A 19,204-nucleotide genomic window follows, 5' to 3' on the forward strand; every position below is an offset into this window, starting at 1 on the left:
GGTCTTGGACTCCGTTGAACTCGAAGTCGTCGAGGTCGAGCGTCGAGTGTGTCCACTTCGTGTTGGCGACAGTGCATCCCAATAGGGAGGGTTTTTCCCCGCCGAGACGCTATCGAGAGGTAATGATCGACGACGGAGTGCAGCGACGAGGTGGGCACCGATGAGGGGTAACGACCAGCAGGCGTACGACCGCGGAACCTCGCTGTTCTCCCCGGACGGTCGGATCTACCAGGTCGAGTACGCCCGCGAGGCGGTCTCGCGCGGCGCGCCGAGCGTGGGCATCCGCACCGCCGAGGGGATCGTTCTGGCCGCGATGAGCCGGACCTCCTCGCCGCTGATGGAGGCCGAAAGCATCGAGAAGCTTCACAAGCTCGATGACCACGTCGCGACGGCCTCCGCCGGCCACGTCGCCGACGCACGCAAGCTCATCGACCTGGCGCGTCAACAGACCCAGGTCAACCAGCTACGGTACGGCGAGCCGGTCGGCATCGAGACGCTGACGAAACACGTCACCGACCACATCCAGGAGAACACCCAACTCGGCGGCACGCGCCCGTACGGCGCCGCGCTGCTCATCGGCGGGATCGAGAACGGCGAGCCGCGCCTGTTCGGCGCCGATCCCTCCGGAACGCCCCACGAGTGGAAGGCAACCGTGATCGGCGACGGCCGCGAGGAGATCCAGTCGACGCTCGAGGAGAACTGGACCGACTCGCTGAGCCTCGAGGACGGCATCGAGCTGGCGGTCACCGCGCTCGGCGAGTACGCCGACGACCTGACGGCGGCCGACCTCTCGATCGCCACCATCACCGAAGCCGACGGCTACCGGGTCGTCTCCGAAGGAGACATTACGGACGTCGTGCCGGACCTGCCGGCCGACGCGGACGCCGTAGCCGACGAGGAGGACGACGAACCGGCCGACGACGACGAACCGGCCGACGACGAGTAGCCCGGACCATCGTCGGGCGGTCCCGAAGATCGGAGACGGCCGACTGCGGGACGCAAGCGCTTTTACTCACGGGCGAGCCCTTCCGAACGAATGCGGCGATCAGTCGCGATCGGCATCGGCTGCTGTTTCGTCCTGCTCGTTGCGGGACTCGCCGGAGCTATCGCTCCAACGGCTGCCGAGGGAGGCACACCCGCCGCTGGGGAAGACGTAACCGCTGCCGGGGGAGACGTAACCGCCGCCGTCGTGGAAGGGACCGATCCCACGGGGACGACGGCGATCGGGCCGATACCCCACGAGCCGCAGGCCGATTCGGGCGGGTTCGACCGGAGCGTCTTCGAGATAACGGTCCGTCAAGACGGGCGCGGCGTGTGGACGCTGCGGTACGAACGCGTGCTCGAATCCGCGGACGAACGGGACTCCTTCGAGACGTTCGCGGAACGGTTTCGAACGGAGGAGACCGATCTCTACCGAAACTTCCGATCCGATGCGACCGGGCTCGTTGGAGCCGGCCAGAACGCGACCGACCGAGAGATGGCCGCCGACGGCTTCGGCCGTGACGCGTTCGTCCGGTCGACGATCGGCAACGACATCGGCGTCGTCGAGTTGCGGTTCACCTGGCACGGCTTCGGCGTCGTCGCGGGGGATACGGTCACCGTGGGCGACGTCTTCGAGGGTGGCTTCTACGTCGGCCCCGATCAGGAGCTCGTGTTCAAGCCGGGGGACTCGCTCGCCTTTCGATCCGTCGAGCCGGAGGGAACGCTCTCGAACCCCGATTCGCTGACCGACAGCGTGTCCGTCACCTGGGAGGGTGAGCGCCAGTTCACCGATCGACGGCCGTGGGCGGTCTTCGCGGTCGAGAACGCGACCGATCCCGGCGAGGAAACCGCGTCCGGCGGGAGCGACGCCACTGACTCTCCGACGGACGGAGCCGACCGGTCGGGGATCGACTCGGGACCCGGAACCGGCTCGGACGGTGAGCTGACGACTGATCCGGCCGGCGGACCCGAGGAGACGAACGACGGCGACACCGGATGGGTGCCGATCGTGGCGGCTCTCGGCGTCGTCGGACTGCTCCTCGGCATCGTCATCCGACGCCGCCTCGGCGACGAACCATCCGGCACACCGGCGACGACCCCGTCGGTGGCCGACCGGGATGAAGGCGGGGAGGGACCGGACACGGCCCGAACTGCCGACGGCCTCGATGATCCCGACCATATCGGCGGGCCGGACGATACGACCGCCGACCCCGACGGGGAGACCGCCGATCCGGACGGGGACACTGCCGATCCGAACCGGCGATCCCACGCGCGGGAGACGACCGCCGGTGGGTCACCGGCACCCGAACCCGACGCCGACGACAGCGATGTTCCGACCGAGACGGACGCGGCGCCGGCCGCGACGACGCCATCGATCCCCGACGAGGAGCTCCTCTCCGACGAGGATCGCGTCGTTCGGATCCTGCGTGAACACGGTGGCCGGGTGAAACAGTCCCGGATCGTCGACCGAACGGAATGGTCGAAATCGAAGGTGAGCGTGCTTCTCTCGGAGATGACCGACGAGGGAACCGTCTCGAAGCTTCGGGTCGGTCGCGAGAACGTCGTCAGCCTCGAGGGTCACGAACCCGACATCGTGGGATCGCCGTTCGACGATGACGGTGCGGAGACGTCGACCGGCGAATCGGCGTCCGAGGAGGAGGCAGACGACGGGGAATCGAACGCCGACGGGAAGTGACCACGGCCTCGTCGATCCCCGCACCCTGTCCCCAGATCCCACACCACGCGTCGTCTCGCGCCGCTTTTAGGCCCCGAGCGTCCATCGCGGATAATGAGTTATCGGATCGGTCTGGTCGGCAAGCCCTCGGTGGGCAAATCGACCTTCTTCAATGCGGCGACGATGAACGACGTTCCCGAGGGCGCCTACCCGTTCACGACGATCGACCCGAGCGTGGGCGAGGCGTACGTCAGGGTGCCGTGTGCGGCGCCGGAGTTCGATGAGACCTGTACGCCGAACGTCGGCGTCTGTCGGTCGGGAACGCGCTTCGTCCCGATCCGGCTCGTCGACGTCGCCGGGCTCGTCCCGGGCGCACACGAGGGGCGCGGCCTCGGGAACCAGTTCCTCACCGATCTGAACGAGACGGACGTGCTGGTCCACGTCGTCGACTTCTCGGGGACGACCGACATCGAGGGCGAGGCGACCGAGGGACACGACCCCCGCGAGGACATCGACTTCCTCGAGGAGGAGCTCGACCAGTGGTACCTCGACGTCCTCGAGAAGGGGATCGACAAGTACGAGACTCGATACCACGGATCTGATGCGGCGATCGAGGTCGAACTCGCAGAGCAGCTCTCCGCGTTCGGGATCACGAAGGACGGGGTCAAGCAGGTGATACTTGCCGAGGGGCTCGAACTCGACCCCGAGACGTGGGACGACGCCGACCGTGAGGAGCTCGCGCGGGAGATCCGCAAGCGGACCAAGCCGATGATCGTCGCGGCCAACAAGATGGACACGCCGGCGGCACAGGACAACTGGGAGGCGATCACGACCGATCCCGACTACGACCACCTCACGTTCGTCTCGACGAGCGCCCACGCGGAGAAGGCGCTCAAGAACGCCGACGAGTCCGGCGCGATCGACTACACTGCGGGCGACGACGACTTCGAGGTGCTCGCGGACCTCGACGACGAGCAGGCCGCCGGCCTCGACCGGATCGCGGAGTTCCTCGATGAATACGGTGGCACCGGCGTCCAGACGTCGCTCGAGGCCGCGGTCTTCGACGTGCTCGGCTGCATCGCGGTCTTCCCCGGGTCGGCGAACGGGCCGACCGACGAGAAGGGCGTCTTCCGGGACTGCTTCATCCTCCCGGAGGGGTCGACGACGGAGGACTTCGCCTTCCACATCCACTCGGACATCGGCGAGGGACTTCTTCACGGGCTCGACTGTCGGGCGGACAGACAGGTGTCGAAGGATCACGAACTCGAACATCGCGACGTGATCGAGCTGGTCTCCACGAAGCAGGCCGCACCGTAGGTCCCGAAGATCCCGAGACCCTGAAGACCCCGAGACCCTGAAGACCCCGAAGACGGTCCCGGGAGGTTCTTAACCGGCGGGGACGAAGCCGGCGGCGTGCAACCGGTCGAACGGTCCACGGTCGAGGGCGTCGATTACGGCTGGGTGATGCAGACGACGTTCGTCGTCACGATCCTCGTCGGCGCCCCGATCGTCGCGCTGGCGTCCACGCAGGTCGCGCTTCCGACGTGGGGCGCCCGCGTCGCCTTCGCGATCCGCGTCGGCGCACCGGTCTGGTTCGTGACAGCGATCGCCGTCTACACGTACGCGAAACGGACGAAGGCCGGCGACGTCGTCGACGCTGACTGATCGGCGTCGATGTCGTTTGGGAGCCAAATGATTTCGACGATCGTCGATCTAAACTTCCACGATGAACCGATAGAATGAGGTGTCGGCTGGGGAAATGGCCGGACAAGGATGTTCGACAGGGTTCTCGTGGCGAACCGCGGAGAGATCGCGGTTCGGGTGATGCGCGCGTGCGAGGAGCTGGGGATCGAGACCGTCGCGGTCTACAGCGAGGCCGACGCCGACGCTGGCCACGTCCGGTACGCCGACGTCGCCTACAACGTCGGGCCCGCGCGGGCGGCCGACTCCTACCTCGACCAGGAGGCCATCCTGGAGGCGGCTCGCGCTGCCGACGCGGACGCGATCCACCCCGGATACGGCTTTCTCGCGGAGAACGCGGCCTTCGCCGAGCGCGTCGAGGCGGCCGACGGGATCACGTGGATCGGCCCGTCGGCGGCCGCGATGGAACGCCTCGGGGAGAAGACCCAGGCCCGTCGCGTGATGCAGACGGCCGACGTGCCGATCGTCCCCGGAACCACCGAACCGATCGCGGACGCGGACGCGGTTCGTGCGTTCGGTGAGGAGCACGGCTACCCCGTTGCGGTCAAGGCCGAGGGCGGCGGCGGCGGCCGCGGGATGAAGGTCGTCGAGAGCGCCGACGAGGCCGACGACCAGTTGGAGTCGGCAAAACGGGAGGGCGAAGCTTACTTCTCGAACGACTCCGTCTACCTCGAGCGATATCTCGACTCCCCACGACACGTCGAGGTACAGATCATCGCCGACGACGACGGAACCGTAGTCCATCTCGGCGAGCGGGACTGCTCGCTCCAGCGCCGCCACCAGAAGGTGGTCGAGGAGGGGCCCTCCCCCGCGCTCTCGCCCGCACTCCGGGCGGACATCGCCGAGGCGGCCCGACGCGGCGTCGCCGCCGCCGACTACACCAACGCGGGGACCGTCGAGTTCCTCGTCGAGGAGGATCCGGACCGCGATCCCAACGAGCCGCTCGGACCCGACACCGATTTCTACTTCCTCGAGGTGAACACCCGGATCCAGGTCGAACACACCGTGACCGAGGCGCTCACCGGGGTCGACATCGTGGCCGAGCAGATCCGCGTCGCCGCGGGCGAGGGGCTCTCCATCGACCAGGACGACGTCGACCTCAACGGCCACGCGATCGAGTTCCGGATCAACGCGGAGAACGCCGCCGACGAGTTCGCGCCGGCCAGCGGCGGTCGGCTCGAGACCTATGACCCACCCGGCGGGATCGGCGTCCGCGTCGACGACGCGCTCAGGCAGGGTGACGAACTCGTCACCGACTACGACTCGATGGTCGCGAAGCTGATCGTCTGGGGAAGCGACCGCGAGGAGTGTCTCGATCGGTCACGACGCGCCCTCGCCGAATACGACGTCGAGGGCGTCACCACGATCATCCCGTTCCATCGGCTGATGGTCGAGGACGACCGCTTTCGCGACGGGACTCACACCACGACCTACCTCGACGAGTCCCTCGATCCCGACCGGATCGACGCGGCCCAGGACCGCTGGGGCGATGAGACGCCGGTCGAGGACGCGGACGCGACGACCGATGTGGACGACGCCGAGACCAGCGAGCGCGAGTTCACGGTCGAGGTGAACGGCAAACGCTTCGAGGTCGCCCTCGAGGAGCGGGGTGCCCCCGCCGTCCCCGCGATCGAGGACCTCGCAGACGCCGGCGCGGCCGCAGCTGGTGGCCGACCCGGCGCCGGCGGACCCGGTCGGCCACCCCACGTCGGTCCCGGAGACGCCGATGGCTCGTCCGGATCCGGCGGCGACACCGGGACGACGGACGACGCGGTCGAAGGTGCCGAGGGCGGTGAGGCGATCGACGCCGAGATGCAGGGAACGATCCTCTCGGTCGATGTGACCGAGGGCGATGAAGTTGCCGCCGGCGAGGTCGTCTGCGTGCTGGAGGCGATGAAGATGGAGAACGACGTCGTCGCCGAGCGTGGCGGCACGGTCGCGAGCGTGCACGTCACCGAGGGGGACAGCGTCGATATGGGCGACCCCCTCGTCGTGCTCGAGTGAGACGCCGGCGAGGGCGTCGACGCCACTCCGACTCCACCCCCGGCCACGTCCCTGCTCGGTCCCTACTCGACCCCGGACCGATCGCCGGTGAGCCGGTCGAGTTCGGCGAGGTACTCCTCACGAGGGACCTGGTACGGCTCGTGGTAGTCGACCGCGCCGTCGGCGAACCCCGCCGCGAGGTCGACGAGCGCGTCGACGGCTGCCTCGCGATCGTCGTACGTCTCGGCGGTGACCTCGACCTCCGGCTCGAGGAACAACACGATGTGCCACTCGTCGGTCTGGTACTGGCCCGCTCCGGGACGGGGGTCGCGCGAGCCGTTGGTCAGGTAGATCGTCGGCAGACACGCGGCCGGAAAGTCGTCCTCGGTGAACACGTCGGGCCGAAACGCGACGATCGCGCGCCCGTTCGGCTCCTCGTTCCAGACGCGCCAGCCGTCGGGGAGATCGGGAAGACTCATACCGGTCGTTGATCGCGAACGGTTGAAAGCCCCGCGTTCGCCGGAGTACGTCCATCGCGATCGGTCACCGACGCGAACGCCCGGCACCGGCCGGTCATCGATCGACACCGATCCGAGCCGGGTCGACGATCCCCCGATCGGCCAGCGCCAGGGCGCCAAGCCCGATCGTCACGAGCAGGAACGCGAGCAGCGACAGCCGAGGGATCGTGAAGACGCCGAGCCCACGCCACTGGACCGCGGTACAGGCCCCGTCGAGCCCACAGGTCGCACTCGGAGCCAGCTGGAGCCAGACGTGGGACGCCGACACGCCGATCCCGAGGACGGCGACCGGGAGGGCGGTTCGCCACGTTCCGACCCGATCCTCGAGGGTGCCGACGCCGAGGATCACGACGAGCGGATACATCAGGATTCGCTGGTACCAACAGAGTTCACAGGGAACCAACCCGAGTCCCTCGCTGAACCAGAGGCTGCCGGCCGTGGCGACCGCGGCCACGATCGCACAGCTGCCGAGGACGGAGCGGGCGCGCATATCCACGATCGAACCGGCGTCGGCATAAAGGATCCAGAACGCCGCCGCCCGTCGCGACGGTCACCCGTCGTGCCGGCGGCCGGTCGATCGCGAGACCGACGGCTCGCCGTGAATCCCTCAAAAGAATGCTCGGTCAGGGATTTGAACCCTGGTCGTCGGCTCGAAAGGCCAACATGATTGGCCGGACTACACCAACCGAGCGTCGACATTCGAACCGAGTAGAGGGATCCTAATAAATCCCTTCAATCGCGTGCGCCGTGTGGGTTGGACACAGTCCCGCGACGTCGACGGCCCCCGACGTCGCCGCCCTCACGACGCCGGCGTCCCCGCACGATTCCGGCGCCGATCGTCACTCGCCCTCGAACTCGGGTTCCTCGTCGCTCATAAAGGCGGTCATCCCGGTCATCACGTCCTCGGTGCTCATCAGCTGGCCGAACGCCTGCGCCTCGACGGCCAGCCCGGCCTCGGCGTCGGTGCGTCCCGCGTGGATCGCCCGCTTCGTGTACCGCTGTGCGATCGGCGGGCCGGCCGCGAGGTCTGTGGCGAAGGCGAGTGATCGGTCCTCAAGGTCACCGGAGTCAACGACCTCGTTGAGGAAGCCGTATTCCGCCATCGTCTCGGCGTCGTACCGGTCGGCCGTGAAGATGATCTCCTTTGCCTGCCCCTCCCCGACGATGCGCGGCAGTCGCTGTGTGCCGCCCCAACCCGGCATGATCCCGAGGTTGTGCTCGGTTTGCCCGAACTCCGATCCCACCGACGCGATCCAGATGTCCGCGGCGGCTGCCAGTTCCATCCCGCCGCCCAGACAGTAGCCGTTGATCCCGGCCACGACCGGCATACCGATCCGTTCGAGTCGACCGAGGGTCTCCTGACCCCGCTTCGAGAGTTCCGTGATCTCGATCGGGTCGGCCCCGCTCGCGGCGATGCTCTGGACGTCCGCACCGGCCGAGAAGGCCCGATCGCCGGCACCGGTAACCAGGACGGCGCGTGCGTTCTCGTTCGCGGCCAGCTCATCGATCGCGGCGTCGAACTCGGTCAACAGGTCCTCGGTGATCGTGTTCATCCGGTGGGGGCGGTCGATCGTGACCCGGCCGACGCCCTCGTCGGTGACGCGAACGTCGAGCGTCTCGTAATTCGTCCTCGATACGGAACCGGTCACGTCATCCGCATCTGCGTAAAACCCACCTCGATCGGCGGTCTCGATCAACTCGTCGGTCGGCCGGTATCGGTCGGCGCCCGTCTTCTCGTACCGGTCTCGCAGGACTTCGAGCACCATCCCGACACCTGCCTCGTCGGCCAGCCGTGCCGGTCCCTGGGGGAAGCCGGCCCCGAGCGTGACCGCTTCATCGATCGCCTCGACATCGGCGACGTCGCGTTCGATCAGCCCGGCGACCTCGTTGGCCATCACCGCAAGCAGCCGGTGACGGATCGTGTCGTCACCGGCGTCGGCGGGGATCGTGGCACCGTCGTTCTCGTAGTCGTAAAAGCCGACGTCCGACTTCTTGCCGAGTTCGTCGGCCTCGACCCGTTCGACGATCAGCGGAGACGGTCGATACGCGTCGCCCAGTTCCTCCTGGAGGTATTTGAGAACGTGATAGGCGACGTCGATGCCGATCCGATCCGCGAGCTCGAAGGGCCCCATCGGAAGCCCGATGTCGAACTTCGCCGTCGAATCGACCGCCGCCATCGTCGCGCCGCCGTCGTTGACGATCCACGCGGCCTCGTTCAACAGCGGCATGAGGACCCGGTTCACGATGAATCCGGGACTGTCCTTGCGAACGCGGACCGGCGTCTTCCCGAACGACTCCGCGAGTCCCTCGATCAGTTCGAGAACGTCCGGATCGGTGTGTGCGCCGGCGATCACCTCGACGAGTTCCATCCGAACGGGCGGGTTGAAGAAGTGCATCCCGCAGAACCGCGCCGGTCGGTCGGTCAGTTCCGAGAGATCGGTGATCGAAATGCTGGAGGTGTTCGACGCAAAGACGGCGTCCTCGGGCGCGTATCGCTCGATCTCCGTGTAGACGTCGGTTTTGATCTCCAACGTCTCGGGCACCGCTTCGATCACGACGTCGGCGTCCTCGACGGCCGCCTCCACGTCGACGAGCGGCGTGACCCGGTCGAGCGCCGCCTCGGCCTCGGCGTCGGTGAGACGGTCCTTCTCGGCCAGCTTCCCGAGCGACCACTCGATGCGCTCGTAGCCGTTGTGAACGAACTCCTCGGTGATGTCCCGCATCCGGACCTCGTAGCCGGCCAGCGCGGCCAGCTCGGCGATCCCGTGTCCCATGTTCCCCGCACCGAGAACCGTCACCAGATCGACGTCGGCGAGTCGCATACTCGGTCGGTCGCTCCGTGCTCGGTTCAACGTTTTCCCTCGACGGGCGACGGCAGCGAGGCACGGACGAAACCGTGATGCGCGCCGAGCGACTACCACGCGCTTGTGAGTTCGGATCCACTTCCGTCGGCGGTGGAGGAGACGCTCCGGGCGGACCCGGTCGTGAGCCAGCTCATCGATCGCCACGGGCCGTTACACGTTACGCCCGCCGAGGTGCCGTTTCGGCGGCTCTGTACGTCGATAATCAACCAACAGCTCTCGACGGCCTCCGCCGACGCCATTCGAACACGGACGTTCGACGTGCTCGGGGGTACCGTCACGCCGGAGACGGTGCTGGCGGCTGACGAGGAATCGCTCCGAGAGGCGGGGCTGAGCGCGACGAAGGTCGAGTACCTCCGGTCGGCGGCCGAGGCGTTTCGTGATCGCGATCTCACGCCGGCAGGACTCGCGGACACGACCGACGAGGATGCGATCGCCGATCTTACCCGGATCCGTGGCGTCGGGGACTGGACCGCGCGGATGTACCTCATAGGTCTTTCAAGTTCTTGAATTTCTCTGTAAGATCGCCAAGGAGGGAAATGGAAGAATCGGGGGATGTGATCCCCCTTGGCTATGAATCCCGGATTTAAACCGGGAAGCGCCTAGAAGCAGAGGCGTTTTAATTTATACACTACTAACTTAAATAAATTCCGATTCGTGGTAAAATAATCTCTAGAATTAGTCGATCGCAAATCACTATCTGAGAGTACATATCAGATTAATAATAACTGAAAGTAATGAGTATATAACAGCCAAAGGGGATTGGGGCCTTCACGTCGCTAATCTAAAAACCAACCCCCGGTATACTGTTATCCCCTGAATATAGAACTTTAACACCCTTCAAACTACAAAATCCTAATTACAGACTAACCTAGTCAGCCAATCTATGAGATATCCTAATTCCCGCAATATCGGGGAGTATAGGCCCTGATACCTCAAATCTAGGTGGTTACTATATTCTATATACTCTAAAACGGGGGTATTCGGGTTTATATTGATTATTCTCTCTTCTAAGTCGGTAATCTTGGGTAGAAAGAAGAGATATTTTTGCAAAGCTTTGTCTAATCTTGTAGGAGGTTACTGGGGGTTGTTTTGGAGTAAGTAGATTCTTTGGGGTTTGAATCTTGTCTACTCCTATGGAAATTCCCCAAATATGGACTACCTTGGGAGTAGTTCTAGCCTCGTTTCTTGGTGGTATAGTTGCCGTTCTAATAGGTCAATTTCTCTCATTCTACAGGGAACAAATAGACAGGATCCAAGAGCTACAAACGACAATCAGGTTAGTCAATCACCTTGATGAAGATACTGTAGTAAGTACGGATAACCCTCAATACATTAGAGATTTGAAAGAGGATCTTAAAAGAAATTATTTTAGAAACAAATGGTGGATAAGTAACGAGGTACAGAACGAAATTGAAAAATTATTCCCTATTCTCGAAGAGTCGGAAGTTTGTTCTAATAATATCAAAGAGTTATATGATACGATGAAACTTGGCGTAAACAGGGAGATGAGTATGGAAGGATGGGCGGCAGGAGAACGTAACAAAGAGATTCTCAAGGAAAACATAAATGAAGCCAATGATATCTCGGGAGAAGCTTTGGAGAATCTGGAAGATCCATCTTTCAGGAAACATATATGGCGTTTCCTTGGCAGAGTGAATTAGAGACATAAGTACCAAATTCTGTAAATGGGGTGGATAAGTATGAGTCTACTATTCAGGGAAGAACGAGCGAATTGGGTAAAAATTCTGGAAGAGATGTATGAATATAAGATGGCTATTGGACCGGATTACCAATTAGCGGAGGATATCGATTTGGAAAATCCGATATTCATAGATCAGTTGATCAAATTAAATACATTAGCTGATAACCTAAATTTGGAAATAACTGATTTAGAAGATTCTATAAACTTCCTAAAGTCTGCTGGACTAGTAAGAGAGTATGAAAGTGATGATGGTAGTTCGTTTGGACTCAATCAAGAGGGGCTACAGCTAGCTCATCAGATTAAAACTGAACGACAGAGAAGGAATACTAATCTTATATTGGTAGCTCTTACTGCGATTCTAGCGATTCCGCTATTAGTCGATGTTATCAGGTGGATCTGTGGTGTAGTATAGTTTTTAGTTCGAATGTAACGACTTTCCAATCAACTTTCTTCCTCTAATTGGCTTGCATCAAGTTCCCCTTTGAGGTAGTTTCTCCCCGATTCGGTGATCTTGTATTTCCCTCTCTGTTCCTTTTCGATTAATCCGTAATTAGTCAGTATCCTGATCCGAGAAGCTACTCCTTCCCTAGAGCGATCCAAATTGTAGGCGATAATCGAAGGGCTAAGAACAAGTTCAGAGGAAGCTAATATCTCCAAAATTTCATCGTCTAGAGAGGTTTGCCATTCCCCTCTTTTGCGGCGCATTACTAGCTATACATCGATACTAGGTGGATAACTTCTTTTACTTGTAAATACCTAAACACTAATTAGTATGTGAGTAATTACGAATTAGTAACCAAAGTTTTATAGAGCTAATCTATTATTATCGACATTATGGTCCGACGTAGAAAGGTCCTCATTGGAATTGGAACGAGCGTAGCTCTAGCAGGCTGTAGTGGTGACACAAATAACGATCAACCGGAAGAAAATCAAGAATCCGAACCTGAAGAAGAAACCGAAGAAGAGCCTGAAGAAGAATCACAAAGTGAAACTGAGGCAGTATTTGAAGTTGTAGAAACCGTTGATGAAACTAATTTCCTTTCAACAGATGAAATATCAGTCGGAGGTGTAGTTGAGAATACAGGCGGAAGTGTAGGAGAACAAACTGTCGAAATACAAGATCCTGCAGGTAATACTGTTGCTTCTGAAGAAGTAGAATTAGAGTCGGGAGAGACATATAACGCTGTTATCAACATCGAACCCGGTACTTTCCAAGCAGGAGAATATGAGATTATTATACTAACTGAAGATGACGAGGTATCTTATACAATAACAGTTAGTGAACCTCAGGAAGAGACTGGTGATTCCGGGTATCAAGTAAGAGTAAGATACGATGGAGAATGGTCCGGCTCAATTAGCGGGGATGGTTCTTCAAGATCTGTAGATGGTTCAGGGACAGAAACATTTGATGTTGATGGAGACCCATTTATTGTTTCTGCCAATGCTCAAAAGGAAGATGATAGTTCAGATGAGTTAGTAATAGAAATTCTTGAAGATGGTGAGGTTATTGCCTCTAAAAGAACATCTGCCGAATACGGTGTTGCTCAAGTCACCTCAGAAGATGGTATTGATGAAGGTGGTGATTCTGATTCAACAGATGATAGTGGTGATTCTGATTCAACAGATGATAGTGGTGATTCTGATTCAACAGATGATAGTGGTGACTCAGGTTCCTCTTACGAAGTCAGAATAGAATATGATGGAGAATGGTCTGGAGCCGTCGGTAGTGGCGGTTCGGCAAGTTCAGTTGATGGCTCAGGGACAGAAACAATTGAGATAGACGGAGATCCCGATATCATATCTGCTAATGCTCAAAAGCAGGAAGCTAATTCTGACGAGTTGGTTGTTCAGATACTAAAAGATGGAGAGGTAGTTAAAGAAAGCAGTACAACTGCAGAGTATGGTGTAGCTCAGGTAAGCTATTCGAATTATTAGTTCTCTCACCCTACTTCTTCTTCCTTTTCGCAGATAGGACAATACCATTCCTCTTCTTCGTAATCATACAACGGTTCATTTCGGCATTTGAGGTGAGTTATCTTGTACTGATACAAGCTATTCAGATTTTTATCACCTTCTACGGTGATTGTATCATTCACTATTTCCCGAGCGATTCTCTGCCATTGTGCTAAGATTTTGGGCCTTTCTTCTTCGGATATATCGGGTACGTATTTGTCTAGATTAACCCGGATCCGATCGACCGTATATCCTTCAGGAATATCCTGCTTAATCTCGTTTGAAATTTGAGTCATATCTAATCTCATTTGTCTAAAACCCCATTATAAATTAAATCCGTCCCTTCTTGCGATTATACCTGATTTTCTCACGTTAACAAAAGAAGAAGGAAGTATTATATATCATACATTACCCTCTTCAAGTTCAGAATTATATTTTGAATTAACATTATATAGTTTAGTTAGGTATCCTTCGGTGATTTGTTTATTCTTAATTATCTTTCCTTCTTTTTCGATCATACCTTCAGCTTGGAGAACTTTGATACTCCGATATACAGGATCTTCTTTAACAGTAATTCTTTCAGCTATCTCTTCAATAGTCATTGAATCGTTAATCCAAATCTGATAAGCAGTTTCATATTTAGCACTAAATGATACTCCCTCACAATAACACCAATCTACGGAAGTAGCATACTCTATCAGAGCCTTCCGGTGAGAATCATATTTGGAGTAATAAGTCTCGAAAGGAACCATATCCATCAAAAGACGAACTATATTCTCATTATTACCGAAGAAGAATCCGATATAATTTGCTAGTATACACTCTGCCTTTCCCTGTTTATTGGATCCGGGTATATCCTCAAAATTACCATTCCAGAGCTTGATAAACAATTCTTGTCCCTTCCAATCCCCATATTTCATATATTCTAGCCTATCGTTAAACGAATGTTCTACATAGGGGACATTCTCTTTGTATTCTTCTTTGATATTGATTTTCGGACGGGGGGAAGGAACATTACCTATATCTTGAGAGTCATAATCGGGTTCGGTATCTCCCTCCAAGCCAAGCAGATCCCCTATCCTCTCAATTGAATCAATCCCCATAGGAGGGGCTTCGGGGTTTATTGAGGCTGTAATATATCGATCCGTTCCTTCCCCGTTACACGGTTTTTCTCCCGAACAATAGATATGAGATATTTCAGAGGGAGGGAGGGGAGTAGCTCCATTAGTGATTAGCTCTAAATCTGCTTCGTCGTTATCTCTAATACTTGTTATAGTCGTCTTATAGCTGTTAAGAAGATTGTAGGCTTCTTTGTTTTCGATCCGAACAAGTCGGTTATGTCCCCCGTGGGGAGAATGGAATGAGATTACCGTATGAGGCTCAATTACCGCCTTCAAATCTTCAGGTAATATACCCTCCCGTTCTACATCGAAGAGAACCCAAGTCGTACCATTGAACCACTTCCCGAGAATAAGGCCAATATTCCCACCTTCAGAAAGGTGATTCTTAGCTTCTTGTTCATCAATTAGATTTTCTTTCCTCTGCCACCCTGAACTACTCCGATACTTTTTGAGGTTATCTAATGGGATGTATACCGGATAATCAGGAATTAAATCGCAAATGCGATCGAATATAGTGCTATAAGATACGGTTTTATTGTCTATTCTACTGTCTAAGTCCGCAAAAGTTAAATAGTTATCAGAACGTATAGGTAAGTGCAAAGGCATACTTCCTTCCTTCCTCCCCGCTCCAACGGGGAAGTTTGCTAATTTCAGTAGTTACCTCGATTGGATTTATTTTAGATTATCGTGGATTCTCTTTGAATACTTGAACTTTTAAGACTTTCTCAGAGAACCTTATCCGGATCTACCCAAGCGATCACATCTCCGTGCTTTTGGTTTTCTACAATATCGATACCGTCAGCCTCTCTATTATCCAAAATCTCGTATCGTAGATCCGTGTTATCCGTTTGAATCCGAACCCTATCACGATCCGAGTATTTGACGATCTTGGTATCCCCGTTATGCTTAGATATGACGTCAGAAGCCTGCTGTTCCTCAAGAATCTCTTCAGCCATTTCTTCCCATACTCCGTGATCCCAAGCAGAACGAAGAGCCTCCTTCTCTTCCGAGGAAAGCTCTGCTACTTCAGCTTCAGGTTCAGACTCTTCTTCTTCCTCAAATTGAGCCATCAATTCGGCTTCAAGTTCAGCCTCTTCAGATTCTTCACCTTGGATAACCTCCTTAAATTCGCCGGCCGTCAATTCGGTAATCGGTCGATCTTCCGGCGTTTTCAACCAATCTCTGTTCCGTTTGGCTTCCTGAAGCTGTTCTTCGAATTTCTGTTCTCTGTATCCCGCTTCGTCAAGCCGGTCATACCACCTTTGGCGATCGCGAGCCTTCTGTTCCTTATAGGATAGGTGAGACTCTTCCTCTTCCTTCGAAGAAGGATTCTCCAATTCTTCTGCCTTCTGAAGCTCTTCAAGCTCTTCGTCAGTAAAGATAGACTCAAGCATTGAATCCCGTTCCATAGACGGGTTAATCTCAAAGGAAGTACCTTCGGGATTATCAGAGCCTAACTCCAATTCGACCGAAACCCCTTCTTCTTCCTCTGGAGAATATGCCTCATTTACTAAATCAGCCTTAGCGGCTTGAGATAGCTCCGAGACTGCATAACCTTGGTATTGGTTATCATCCGCGACTTTCCAGTTTTTGCCAAGCTCTGCTATTTCGCTCTTCGAAACTTCCCGTTGAACTTGGGCACCGGGCCCATCGTGATAAACTGTAATTTTATTAGACATAAAAAATCATTCCTTAAAAATATCTTCGACAAAATCCTCGATGATTAAACTCGCCATTTCCTCTTCGCTCCTATCGCTCTTTTTACAGATATAGCTAAAACGATCGGAGTGATATTCCTCTAAATCAATCTCTAGCTTGTTACTCATAATTGTCTCCATCTAAATAGTTATCTAAAATCTGACTAGCATATTCGTGCTTATTGAGGTTAGTACCCTTAGACATTTCTCTGATAAATTGACTATTCTCTTCCGAAAGGGAAATGTGGAAAACGTCGCTCATAGCCCTAATTCCTCCCTCAAGAAGGAGCTATACGAATCTCCATACTCCATTCTTTCCTGTAATTCCTCCCGAATATCGGGAGTAACACTTATTGTCGTGAACCGCTTTTCGTTTTCTGTCATCTTTCATTATGTAATTTGGCTTATAACCTTATAATACTTACGAATTAAACTTTACAAAGATAGGGAAAAGTCCTTTCTAGAAAAATAATCTGTGAATTTTGAGTCTAATTTTAGTGCTTTCGGGAGATATCCATTGTCAAGAACCACTTACGTAAAAATTGGTGCTTAGCTAGATAATATCATAACGGGTTTCATTGTTCGTTAATCTGATATAAATAACTTATAGTAATATATGTAGTTAGTAATAATCAATAGTAATCTAACTCTATTCCAAAAGCTGTCTCTCTTTTCTTTTCTCTCTTTAGATTCTTCTAGAGTATCTCTAATGTACTCTCTGTCTCTTGTTTTCTGTGAGTCTCTAATCTCACTAGTACGATCGTCACTCTTCCTCTCTCTTCTTCCTCCCTCAAATCAATTCTAAGCTCTGTGAGACACACCTCTGAAGGGCCTATGAGACATTCAGTACAATACGATGGAAACCACTCACCTACAGAAAGAATCTCAAGAGCTTGGTTCAATGGCTACTATCGAACCTTAGAGCGAAAAGCAGGGTATCCCCTTCCCCTTCGATCGGGGTTAGGGTAGTCCGAGCCAAGATTCAATCAGGATCCTCTTCTTCCTTTGTGTTTCTCATAGAAGGACATAATAGGGTAAATCAGGGGTACCTATCAAATACCATACTGTAATCAGGGTCTATATCCTCTATTTTCTACCTAAAATCACCGCTAAATATCGGTGATTGTACTGCCTTCTTGCGATTCTAGCTCTAGGTACACAAGTTCAGATAAGTACCGCTATCCAGAATTGTAGTGCCATACTAGGTTATGTCGTTACCAAAAGGGGAGAATCTAAAACTGGATACCTTCGATCTTATCAGAGGTATCTTCGGGCGAGATAGGTAGATATTCTATGGTAGTATCCAGCTTAGCATGACCTAATCGTTTCTGAATTGTTCTCAAGTCGACATCGTTCTTCAGAAGGTGCATAGCATGTCCCCGGCGGATAGCGTGTGAGGTTATCTCGTGTATCTCCCTCCCGGCGGTATCTACTTTCCTCACAGACTGAATTTGCCCCTCCGAAGCAGCCTTCTTTATTACCTTGTTTGGCCTATCCCTTGGGAATTTCTCACTCCTATGAGTCAGAAAGAGATAATCAGACTCCGAAGCTTTGGTGTATGACTCACGGTATCCGCCGTTAATCCATTCATTCAGCCACCAATTCAGGGAAGGTTTGAATGTAACCGTTCGTTCGGTCCCGATCTTGGGGGACCAAAATTCATCTAACTTGTTCTCTGCTAAGTTCACGTCAGACACCTTCAATTCAGCTACTTCTCCCTCCCGCAAAGCAGTATGCCACATAAGCCGAATCATACACTCATTCCTGAAAGCCGGGGAAGCGACGTTATTACAGAGAATCTCTTTTTGTTCTCTGGTTACATACGGCTTCTCCGATTCGGTTTCTTCTCTTGTCTTATCGGGGAGGTAGTGGCTTCGTTCATACAAATCCTCAAAGGGAGTTTCATCAATAACAGAATGGAAACCCGCTAAGTCGTCGTATAGCAGTTTGATACTATCCCACCGGCTTTTCATCGTATTACGTGCGTATCCGTCGTCTTTCAGAGAGAGGAAGTAACGGTGTATCAGGGACTTGTGTCGGTCCCGTTCGATCGGAACGAAGGCCTTGTTATTACTATCCAGCCACTTCAAAAACTGTCTCACGTCGCTCTGTCTCTTCTTGTATGAGGCTTTGGAGTCATACATTAACTCCTTATCTTCAAGCCATTCAGAGACAACTTGAGGGGTATTCATATCTTATCCCCCTTCTTACGGTATCTAATGTCCCCTTCTTCGGTCCCGATCACAGATTCGACTTGTCCGGTTTGGGTAGCCAACTTGTCTAGGACATTTTCCACCGTTTCGGTATCCACCGGTCCCCCTATCTTCTCTGCTACCCGTTCGGGAGTGATCGGAGAAGCCATATCTCCCTCAGGAAGGGTAGCAAACACTTCACTCCGAAGATTCTGATTAGAGGGAGTTTGGTTTTCAATGATGCCCTTCAATTCCTGAAAGTCGGTTCCCATACCCCGGATAGCACTTTCAAGAGCTTCTACCCTCTCTGTAAGCTCTGCTACCTCTTTGGATCCGTTGTGAGAACTATCCTGATTTTCGCTGCTAATCTCCCGTTCTACAGAGATTCTAATCAAGTCAGACATAGTAGAAAACCGGGGATCCTCTGCTACAGCTTCGTTCCATCGTTCTTTTCGTTCGGAGTTGACTGCTATGTTTATCTGAGGTTTCCTCTTACCCATATCTCCCCATTTATCTCTCCCGCGCTAAAAGTCTTTACAGGGAATTTCTTGAAATACTATAACCTATGTACTGCATCTTCGTGCTCGGGCGCGAGGACGTGCTGCCGCTCGGGGACCTCGCCGTGCGGAAGGGGATCGAACAGCTGTATGCGGACGGTAACGACCTCTCGCGTGGGGAGATGCGGGAGATCGCGGAGCCGTGGCGACCCTACCGGAGCTACGGGACGCGATACGTCTGGGCAGCCTACGAACGGTGAAGCGAACAGCCGGTATCGGGGGGGTCCGGACGTTGCCGGGCCAGGGATCACCCGCGACGC

The 19,204-nt window shown here is 55.4% G+C and carries 18 protein-coding genes, 1 tRNA gene and 2 pseudogenes; 10 read left to right on the top strand and 11 right to left on the bottom strand.

The window, feature by feature from the left end:
* Positions 1 to 160: 160 nt before the first annotated feature.
* From psmA to OQF70_RS06705, 5 genes are all read left to right on the top strand, one after another.
* A complete protein-coding gene (gene psmA / locus OQF70_RS06685; protein ID WP_280536600.1) occupies positions 161 to 946 on the top strand; it encodes an archaeal proteasome endopeptidase complex subunit alpha in 786 nt (261 codons plus the stop codon).
* Positions 947 to 1,036: 90 nt separating this feature from the next.
* Complete coding sequence (locus OQF70_RS06690) at positions 1,037 to 2,677, top strand: hypothetical protein (RefSeq protein WP_280536601.1); 1,641 nt, start codon at positions 1,037 to 1,039, stop codon at positions 2,675 to 2,677.
* Between the two features lie 93 nt (positions 2,678 to 2,770).
* Positions 2,771 to 3,973: a redox-regulated ATPase YchF gene (locus OQF70_RS06695; RefSeq protein ID WP_280536602.1), complete on the top strand. Its 1,203-nt coding sequence runs from the start codon at positions 2,771 to 2,773 to the stop codon at positions 3,971 to 3,973.
* A 96-nt stretch (positions 3,974 to 4,069) separates the two neighbouring features.
* Complete coding sequence (locus tag OQF70_RS06700; protein WP_092816199.1) at positions 4,070 to 4,321, top strand: DUF5822 domain-containing protein; 252 nt, start codon at positions 4,070 to 4,072, stop codon at positions 4,319 to 4,321.
* Between the two features lie 108 nt (positions 4,322 to 4,429).
* The gene (locus OQF70_RS06705) at positions 4,430 to 6,361 is read left to right on the top strand and encodes an acetyl-CoA carboxylase biotin carboxylase subunit (RefSeq protein ID WP_280536603.1); all 1,932 of its coding nucleotides are present in this window, start codon (positions 4,430 to 4,432) and stop codon (positions 6,359 to 6,361) included.
* A gap of 62 nt (positions 6,362 to 6,423) precedes the next feature.
* Here the strand turns inward: OQF70_RS06705 and OQF70_RS06710 are convergent, their stop codons facing one another.
* The 4 genes from OQF70_RS06710 to OQF70_RS06725 all read right to left on the bottom strand — a co-directional run bounded on the left by OQF70_RS06710 (position 6,424) and on the right by OQF70_RS06725 (position 9,680).
* Positions 6,424 to 6,819, bottom strand: coding sequence for a DUF5820 family protein (locus OQF70_RS06710; protein ID WP_280536604.1), 396 nt, complete (start codon positions 6,817 to 6,819; stop codon positions 6,424 to 6,426).
* Positions 6,820 to 6,913: 94 nt separating this feature from the next.
* The gene (locus tag OQF70_RS06715) at positions 6,914 to 7,348 is read right to left on the bottom strand and encodes a disulfide bond formation protein B (RefSeq protein WP_280536605.1); all 435 of its coding nucleotides are present in this window, start codon (positions 7,346 to 7,348) and stop codon (positions 6,914 to 6,916) included.
* A gap of 126 nt (positions 7,349 to 7,474) precedes the next feature.
* Positions 7,475 to 7,549 (bottom strand) — tRNA-Glu (locus tag OQF70_RS06720).
* Between the two features lie 148 nt (positions 7,550 to 7,697).
* Complete coding sequence (locus OQF70_RS06725) at positions 7,698 to 9,680, bottom strand: 3-hydroxyacyl-CoA dehydrogenase NAD-binding domain-containing protein (protein ID WP_280536607.1); 1,983 nt, start codon at positions 9,678 to 9,680, stop codon at positions 7,698 to 7,700.
* A 132-nt stretch (positions 9,681 to 9,812) separates the two neighbouring features.
* On the opposite strand from OQF70_RS06725, the pseudogene OQF70_RS06730 reads away from it, so the two are divergent.
* The 3 genes and pseudogenes from OQF70_RS06730 to OQF70_RS06740 form a co-directional block, all read left to right on the top strand.
* Positions 9,813 to 10,211, top strand: a pseudogene (locus tag OQF70_RS06730) (DNA-3-methyladenine glycosylase 2 family protein); the annotation flags it as partial.
* 644 nt (positions 10,212 to 10,855) lie between these two features.
* Complete coding sequence (locus tag OQF70_RS06735; RefSeq protein ID WP_280536609.1) at positions 10,856 to 11,383, top strand: hypothetical protein; 528 nt, start codon at positions 10,856 to 10,858, stop codon at positions 11,381 to 11,383.
* A 39-nt stretch (positions 11,384 to 11,422) separates the two neighbouring features.
* On the top strand, positions 11,423 to 11,836 hold the full coding sequence (locus tag OQF70_RS06740; protein ID WP_280536610.1) for a hypothetical protein: 414 nt from the start codon (positions 11,423 to 11,425) through the stop codon (positions 11,834 to 11,836).
* A 29-nt stretch (positions 11,837 to 11,865) separates the two neighbouring features.
* Here OQF70_RS06740 and OQF70_RS06745 read toward each other — a convergent pair whose 3' ends face one another.
* Positions 11,866 to 12,129, bottom strand: coding sequence for a winged-helix domain-containing protein (locus OQF70_RS06745; RefSeq protein WP_280536611.1), 264 nt, complete (start codon positions 12,127 to 12,129; stop codon positions 11,866 to 11,868).
* A 129-nt stretch (positions 12,130 to 12,258) separates the two neighbouring features.
* Here OQF70_RS06745 and OQF70_RS06750 point away from each other — a divergent pair, with 129 nt between their 5' ends.
* Positions 12,259 to 13,359 (top strand): hypothetical protein, encoded by a 1,101-nt coding sequence (locus OQF70_RS06750; protein ID WP_280536612.1) that lies wholly within the window; start codon positions 12,259 to 12,261, stop codon positions 13,357 to 13,359.
* A gap of 5 nt (positions 13,360 to 13,364) precedes the next feature.
* Here OQF70_RS06750 and OQF70_RS06755 read toward each other — a convergent pair whose 3' ends face one another.
* The 6 genes from OQF70_RS06755 to OQF70_RS06780 form a co-directional block, all read right to left on the bottom strand.
* Positions 13,365 to 13,673: a hypothetical protein gene (locus tag OQF70_RS06755; protein ID WP_280536613.1), complete on the bottom strand. Its 309-nt coding sequence runs from the start codon at positions 13,671 to 13,673 to the stop codon at positions 13,365 to 13,367.
* 105 nt (positions 13,674 to 13,778) lie between these two features.
* Positions 13,779 to 15,104 carry a hypothetical protein gene (locus tag OQF70_RS06760; protein WP_280536614.1) on the bottom strand — a complete coding sequence of 442 codons (1,326 nt, stop codon included), beginning with the start codon at positions 15,102 to 15,104 and terminating at the stop codon, positions 13,779 to 13,781.
* Between the two features lie 119 nt (positions 15,105 to 15,223).
* Positions 15,224 to 16,177 carry a hypothetical protein gene (locus tag OQF70_RS06765; RefSeq protein ID WP_280536615.1) on the bottom strand — a complete coding sequence of 318 codons (954 nt, stop codon included), beginning with the start codon at positions 16,175 to 16,177 and terminating at the stop codon, positions 15,224 to 15,226.
* Positions 16,178 to 16,183: 6 nt separating this feature from the next.
* Complete coding sequence (locus OQF70_RS06770; protein ID WP_280536616.1) at positions 16,184 to 16,324, bottom strand: hypothetical protein; 141 nt, start codon at positions 16,322 to 16,324, stop codon at positions 16,184 to 16,186.
* A 1,103-nt stretch (positions 16,325 to 17,427) separates the two neighbouring features.
* Entirely contained in the window at positions 17,428 to 18,387 is a 960-nt protein-coding gene (locus OQF70_RS06775; RefSeq protein ID WP_280536617.1) for a tyrosine-type recombinase/integrase, read from the bottom strand.
* Positions 18,384 to 18,887 (bottom strand): hypothetical protein, encoded by a 504-nt coding sequence (locus tag OQF70_RS06780; RefSeq protein WP_280536618.1) that lies wholly within the window; start codon positions 18,885 to 18,887, stop codon positions 18,384 to 18,386. Before OQF70_RS06780 ends, OQF70_RS06775 begins: the two co-directional genes overlap by 4 nt.
* A gap of 65 nt (positions 18,888 to 18,952) precedes the next feature.
* Between OQF70_RS06780 and OQF70_RS06785 the strand changes: the two are divergent.
* Positions 18,953 to 19,144: pseudogene (locus tag OQF70_RS06785) on the top strand (DNA-3-methyladenine glycosylase 2 family protein); the annotation flags it as partial.
* Positions 19,145 to 19,204: the final 60 nt, after the last annotated feature.

It is taken from the genome of Halopenitus sp. POP-27 (assembly GCF_029889855.1).
GTDB classification, from domain to species: Archaea; Halobacteriota; Halobacteria; order Halobacteriales; family Haloferacaceae; genus Halopenitus; species Halopenitus malekzadehii.

What these genes read in the sequence shown, in the direction of transcription:
- OQF70_RS06780 (WP_280536618.1), bottom strand. Translation starts at nt 18,887, where the DNA reads ATGGGTAAGAGGAAACCTCAGATAAACATAGCAGTCAACTCCGAACGA.
- OQF70_RS06735 (WP_280536609.1), top strand. Translation starts at nt 10,856, where the DNA reads ATGGAAATTCCCCAAATATGGACTACCTTGGGAGTAGTTCTAGCCTCG.
- OQF70_RS06705 (WP_280536603.1), top strand. Translation starts at nt 4,430, where the DNA reads ATGTTCGACAGGGTTCTCGTGGCGAACCGCGGAGAGATCGCGGTTCGG.
- OQF70_RS06765 (WP_280536615.1), bottom strand. Translation starts at nt 16,177, where the DNA reads ATGTCTAATAAAATTACAGTTTATCACGATGGGCCCGGTGCCCAAGTT.
- psmA (WP_280536600.1), top strand. Translation starts at nt 161, where the DNA reads ATGAGGGGTAACGACCAGCAGGCGTACGACCGCGGAACCTCGCTGTTC.
- OQF70_RS06710 (WP_280536604.1), bottom strand. Translation starts at nt 6,819, where the DNA reads ATGAGTCTTCCCGATCTCCCCGACGGCTGGCGCGTCTGGAACGAGGAG.
- OQF70_RS06770 (WP_280536616.1), bottom strand. Translation starts at nt 16,324, where the DNA reads ATGAGTAACAAGCTAGAGATTGATTTAGAGGAATATCACTCCGATCGT.
- OQF70_RS06760 (WP_280536614.1), bottom strand. Translation starts at nt 15,104, where the DNA reads ATGCCTTTGCACTTACCTATACGTTCTGATAACTATTTAACTTTTGCG.
- OQF70_RS06740 (WP_280536610.1), top strand. Translation starts at nt 11,423, where the DNA reads ATGAGTCTACTATTCAGGGAAGAACGAGCGAATTGGGTAAAAATTCTG.
- OQF70_RS06725 (WP_280536607.1), bottom strand. Translation starts at nt 9,680, where the DNA reads ATGCGACTCGCCGACGTCGATCTGGTGACGGTTCTCGGTGCGGGGAAC.
- OQF70_RS06715 (WP_280536605.1), bottom strand. Translation starts at nt 7,348, where the DNA reads ATGCGCGCCCGCTCCGTCCTCGGCAGCTGTGCGATCGTGGCCGCGGTC.
- OQF70_RS06745 (WP_280536611.1), bottom strand. Translation starts at nt 12,129, where the DNA reads ATGCGCCGCAAAAGAGGGGAATGGCAAACCTCTCTAGACGATGAAATT.
- OQF70_RS06750 (WP_280536612.1), top strand. Translation starts at nt 12,259, where the DNA reads ATGGTCCGACGTAGAAAGGTCCTCATTGGAATTGGAACGAGCGTAGCT.
- OQF70_RS06690 (WP_280536601.1), top strand. Translation starts at nt 1,037, where the DNA reads ATGCGGCGATCAGTCGCGATCGGCATCGGCTGCTGTTTCGTCCTGCTC.
- OQF70_RS06695 (WP_280536602.1), top strand. Translation starts at nt 2,771, where the DNA reads ATGAGTTATCGGATCGGTCTGGTCGGCAAGCCCTCGGTGGGCAAATCG.
- OQF70_RS06775 (WP_280536617.1), bottom strand. Translation starts at nt 18,387, where the DNA reads ATGAATACCCCTCAAGTTGTCTCTGAATGGCTTGAAGATAAGGAGTTA.
- OQF70_RS06755 (WP_280536613.1), bottom strand. Translation starts at nt 13,673, where the DNA reads ATGACTCAAATTTCAAACGAGATTAAGCAGGATATTCCTGAAGGATAT.